Source organism: Bradyrhizobium sp. STM 3809 (assembly GCF_000239795.1).
Lineage (GTDB): Bacteria > Pseudomonadota > Alphaproteobacteria > Rhizobiales > Xanthobacteraceae > Bradyrhizobium.
Window position 1 is genome coordinate 1 of the sequence record NZ_CAFJ01000779.1, and the last position, 4685, is coordinate 4685.

Below are 4685 nucleotides of genomic sequence, written 5' to 3' on the forward strand. Positions count from 1 at the left end.
CCTCGGCCGGCGCGGTCACGTTGAGCACCTGCTTGCCCTTGCGGGTGTTGCTGACGCAGTCCTCTTCCTTGACAACGAAGCCCTGGCCGTCGGAGGCCGCCACCAGGAACTTGCGCTCGCCCTTGGTGACGAACATCGAGACGATCGAGGCGTCCTGGTCGAGATCGATGAACATGCGGATCGGCTCGCCATGACCGCGGCCGCCCGGCAGCTTGCCGACGTCGAGCGAGTAGAACTTGCCGTTGGTCGCGAACAGCAGCACCTTGGAGGTGTTCTCGGCAAAGAACCATTGGCCGAGCTGGTCGTCGGTCTTGAACTGCAGGTTCGAGAGATCTGCGACGTGCCCCTTGAGCGTGCGCACCCAGCCCTTCTCGGAGACGACGACCGTGACCGGCTCGCGCTCGATGAAGGCTTCCTCGATCGCTGCGAGATCGTGCTCCGGCGCATCGGCGAAATTGGTACGGCGCTTGCCGAGCGGCGTCTTCGGCCCGAACATGTCGCGCACGGTCTTGACCTGCTCGCCGACCTTGGCCCACTGGATCTGCTCGGAGCCGAGCAGCTCGTTGATGCCCTTCAGCTCGCCGCGCAGGTTCTTGTCCTCGGTGCGGATCTCCATTTCCTCGAGCTTGCGCAGTGAGCGCAGGCGCATGTTGAGGATGGCTTCCGCCTGCACCTCGGTGAGCTTGAAGGTCTTCATCAAGACCGGCTTCGGCTCGTCCTCGGTGCGGATGATCCGGATCACCTCGTCGATGTTGAGATAGGCGATCAAATAGCCGCCGAGAATCTCCAGCCGGTTCTCGATCTGCTTCTTGCGATAGTTCGAGCGGCGGATCAGCACGTCACGCAGATGGTCGAGCCATTCGCGCAGACACTCGGCGAGGCCGACCACCTTGGGAATCTTGCCCTTGATCAGCACGTTGAGGTTCAGCGGAATCTTGCTCTCGAGATCCGTCAGCCGGAACAGCGATTCCATCATCAGCGCGGCATCGACGTTCTTCGACTTCGGCTCGATGACGAGCCGCACGTCCTCGGCGGACTCGTCGCGGACGTCGCCGACCAGCGGCAGCTTCTTCTCGTTCAAGAGCTCGGCGATCTTCTCGACCAGCCGCGACTTCTGCACGAGATACGGAATCTCGGTGATCACGACCACCCAGGTGCCGCGATTACCCTCTTCCTGCTTCCACTTGGCGCGGACGCGGAACGAGCCGCGGCCGGTGGTGTAGGCCTCGATGATGGACTCCTTGGAGTCGATCACGGTGCCGCCGGTCGGGAAGTCCGGACCCTTCACCCAGCGCAGCAGCGCGCGCGACTTGGCGTCTGGCTTCTCGATCAGATGCAGTGCGGCGTCGCACAGCTCGGCAGCGTTGTGCGGCGGGATCGAGGTCGCCATGCCCACGGCGATGCCCTGCGCGCCGTTGGCGAGCAGGTTCGGGAAGCCGCCGGGCAGCACCACCGGCTCCTTCGACTGGCCGTCATAGTTCGGCCGAAACTCGACGCCGTCCTCGTCGATCCCCTCGAGCAGCAGCCGCGCGACATCGGTCATGCGCGCTTCGGTGTAGCGGTAGGCGGCCGGATTATCGCCGTCGATGTTGCCGAAATTGCCCTGGCCGTCGACCAGCGGATAGCGCGAGGAGAAATCCTGCGCGAGGCGCACCATCGCGTCGTAGATCGCCTGGTCGCCATGCGGATGGAACGAACCCATCACGTCGCCGACGATCTTGGCCGACTTCTTGAACGCGGTGCCCGGATCGAGCCGCAGCAGCCGCATGCCGTAGAGAATGCGCCGGTGCACGGGCTTGAGGCCGTCGCGGGCGTCCGGCAGCGCGCGATGCATGATGGTCGACAGCGCATAGGCGAGGTAGCGCTCCTCCAGCGCATCGCGCAGCGTGACCTCGTGAATCTCCGCAGGCTCGGGCGGAATCAGTGATTTTCCCATTCGCGTTGAGCTTTCAGTGGGTTAGCCCAAATCAGGGGCTGACGTGAACGATTTGGGAACACGCTTTATGCGATGACGCGCCGCGGCGCAATGACGGGCCGGCCGGGTTCCGCAGGGAAATGGGCGGGAATCTGGCAATGCGAGCCCACGGCTCCTCGCAATGACGACCGGCACGCGCGTCCACGTTCTCGCGGCACGTTGCGCCCGAGCTATCAGCATCGATCACCCTTCGGTCGAAGGGCGCAGGGAAGGCCGGACCTCGGCTGAGGTCCGTGGCCCGCCTGCGAGAAAGAATGCAGGCGGCAGGTACCACGGGTCAGCCGGACGACCCGGCCTTCCCTGCGCGATGGGTTGACGGCTTATACGCAGTCTCCCTGGTGTCCGGGCTTGTAGCCACCATCGTCCGCGCAATGCACAAGGGCATCGGCCGCGAACTTGACGCCAGCATCGGGGCGCCGGGACGCTGCGACTTCACCGTCCTGCCGGACTCGTTCGTCCGCGCGCAACCGACGCGCTGCGAGCCGACAGGCCACCGCACCCCGCCCCGCGTGTCGTGACGATCGCGCGCAACGCCCCTTCGAGTGAGGCGGGATGCGCGGAAACATCGGCCTGATTTGCCCGACGACACAAGCGGCGCAGGCTGCGGCAGATTGGCTCGACGGGCAGTTTGCGCATGGCAGGTGCGCGCTTCCGCATATCCGAAGCAACGCGGAGCCGGAACCGGCCCGCCGCGCGGCGCGTTGTCGTCGTGACCTTTGCCGAGCATCGCAGCGTATCGCGTCATCGATGATCAGCCCAAGCCCGTGCTGCGGACAGCTTGCCATGAAGGACTTTTCCGACGCTGCCTTTTCCCCCGACGTGATCGCGCTGATGACGCAGGCGCTGGACGACGCGATTGCGGCGCTGCCGGAGCCGGTCAGCTCGACCCATGTCACCCTGCTCGCCGAGTCGGTGCTGCGGACGGCGAAGACCGGCGAGCGCGATCCCGCCGTCATGCAGCGGCTGGCCCTGCTCGAATTGCAGATCATGCCGCGCGTGTAGGACGGGCTCACTCATCATCAGCCGTCGTCATTCCGGGGCAAGGCCGCAGGCCTTGAACCCGGAATCCCGATGCTGTCTTGCGCCCATCATTTCGGGATTCCGGGTTCAATCGTCAACGCGCAGACGCGCGTTGTCGATTGCCCCGGAATGACGGTGCGGGGCGGCCAAAACGTTCCGTGCCGTTGCGCATCGCACCTTCTCCATTCGTCATTGACAAATCGATTTGCCATTGTCTAACTTCCGCGCATCACCGCCGACAGAGCGGACGAACCCGGGAGGATCCTCATGCGACGGCAGCTGCTCGCCTGCGCGTTTCTGGCAACGACGTCATTCATCGCGACCAACGCGTCGGCTCAGGCTCAAGGCCAGGTGTCCGACGATGTGGTGCGGATCGGCGTGCTCACCGACCTCTCGAGCTGGGGCCGCGACAACAGCGGGCCGGGCTCGGTGGAAGCGGCGAAGATGGCGGTCGAGGAGTTCGGCCCGACCGTGCTCGGCAAGCCGATCGAGATCATCAGCGCCGACCACCAGATGAAGACCGACGTCGGCACCACGATCGTCCGCGACTGGTTCGACAATGGCAAGGTCGACGCGGTCGTCGACATTCCCAATTCCGGCATCGCGATCGCCGTGCACAACATGGTGCGCGAGCGCAACAAGATCGCGCTGCTCTCGGGTCCCGGCGCGAGCTCGCTGACCGACGAGCTGTGCAGCCCCAACACCGTGCACTTCACCTACGACACCTACGCGCTCTCCAAGGTGACGACCTCGGCCGTGATCAGCCAGGGCGGCAAGTCGTGGTACTTCATCACGGCGGACTATGCGTTCGGCCAGCAGCTGGAGAAGGACGCGACGCGCTTCATCAAGGAGCTCGGCGGCACCATTCTCGGCGGCGTCAAGCATCCGACCAACACCGCCGACTTCTCCTCCTTCGCGCTGCAGGCGCAGAGCTCGAAGGCCGACGTCGTCGCCTTCGCCAATGCCGGCCAGGACACCGACAACGCGATCAAGCAGTCCGGCGAATTCGGTTTGGTCAAGGGCGGCCAGAAGCTGGTGGGATTGTTGATGTTCGACACCGACGTGCATGCGATCGGTCTCGAGGCCGCGCAAGGCACCTACATGACGACGGCCTCCTACTGGAACATGGACGAAGCCACCCGCGCCTGGTCGAAGAAGTTCTTCGCCCGCACCAAGGTGATGCCGACGATGATCCAGACCGGCGTCTACGGCTCGGTGCTGCATTATCTCAAGGCCATCAAGGCGGCCGGCACCGACGACCCCAAGGCCGTGATGGCCAAGATGCGCGAGCTGCCGATCGAGGATACGTTCGTTCACGGCGGTCGGTTGCGCGAGGATGGCCGCGTCATCCGCGACATGTATCTCGCCCGGGTCAAGAAGCCGTCGGAATCCAAGGAGCCGTGGGACTATCTGGAGATCGTCAAGACCGTGAAGGGCGAGGATGCGTTCCGGCCGGTCTCCGAATCCAAATGCCCGCTGTTGAAGAAGTAGGAGCGCGCGCATGAGCGGAGCTGAGGCCAGAGCCGGCGAGACCCATGATTGCGACGTGCTGGTGATCGGCTCCGGCTGCGCCGGGCTGTCGGCGGCGGTCACCGCCGCCCATGCCGGGCTGAAGGTCGTAGTCACCGAGAAGGAGCCGCGGTTCGGCGGCACCACCGCGCGCTCCGGCGGCTGGCTGTGGATTCCCGGC

At 64.9% G+C, this 4685-nt stretch carries 4 protein-coding genes; 3 read left to right on the plus strand and 1 reads right to left on the minus strand.

Features of this window, described 5'->3' with window-relative positions; all coding sequences use genetic code 11:
* Positions 1–1936, minus strand: a 1936-nt coding sequence (gene parC, locus BRAS3809_RS33065) for a DNA topoisomerase IV subunit A (RefSeq protein WP_035660224.1), incomplete at its 3' end; no start/stop codon positions are given.
* An 822-nt stretch (positions 1937–2758) separates the two neighbouring features.
* Here parC and BRAS3809_RS33075 point away from each other — a divergent pair.
* The 3 genes from BRAS3809_RS33075 to BRAS3809_RS35440 all read left to right on the plus strand — a co-directional run.
* Positions 2759–2977, plus strand: coding sequence for a hypothetical protein (locus BRAS3809_RS33075; protein ID WP_008966367.1), 219 nt, complete (start codon positions 2759–2761; stop codon positions 2975–2977).
* 285 nt (positions 2978–3262) lie between these two features.
* Positions 3263–4486: an ABC transporter substrate-binding protein gene (locus BRAS3809_RS33080; protein ID WP_008966368.1), complete on the plus strand. Its 1224-nt coding sequence runs from the start codon at positions 3263–3265 to the stop codon at positions 4484–4486.
* Positions 4487–4496: 10 nt separating this feature from the next.
* Positions 4497–4685, plus strand: a 189-nt coding sequence (locus BRAS3809_RS35440) for an FAD-dependent oxidoreductase (RefSeq protein WP_139017501.1), incomplete at its 3' end; no start/stop codon positions are given.

What these genes read in the sequence shown, in the direction of transcription:
- BRAS3809_RS33075 (WP_008966367.1), top strand. Translation starts at nt 2,759, where the DNA reads ATGAAGGACTTTTCCGACGCTGCCTTTTCCCCCGACGTGATCGCGCTG.
- BRAS3809_RS33080 (WP_008966368.1), top strand. Translation starts at nt 3,263, where the DNA reads ATGCGACGGCAGCTGCTCGCCTGCGCGTTTCTGGCAACGACGTCATTC.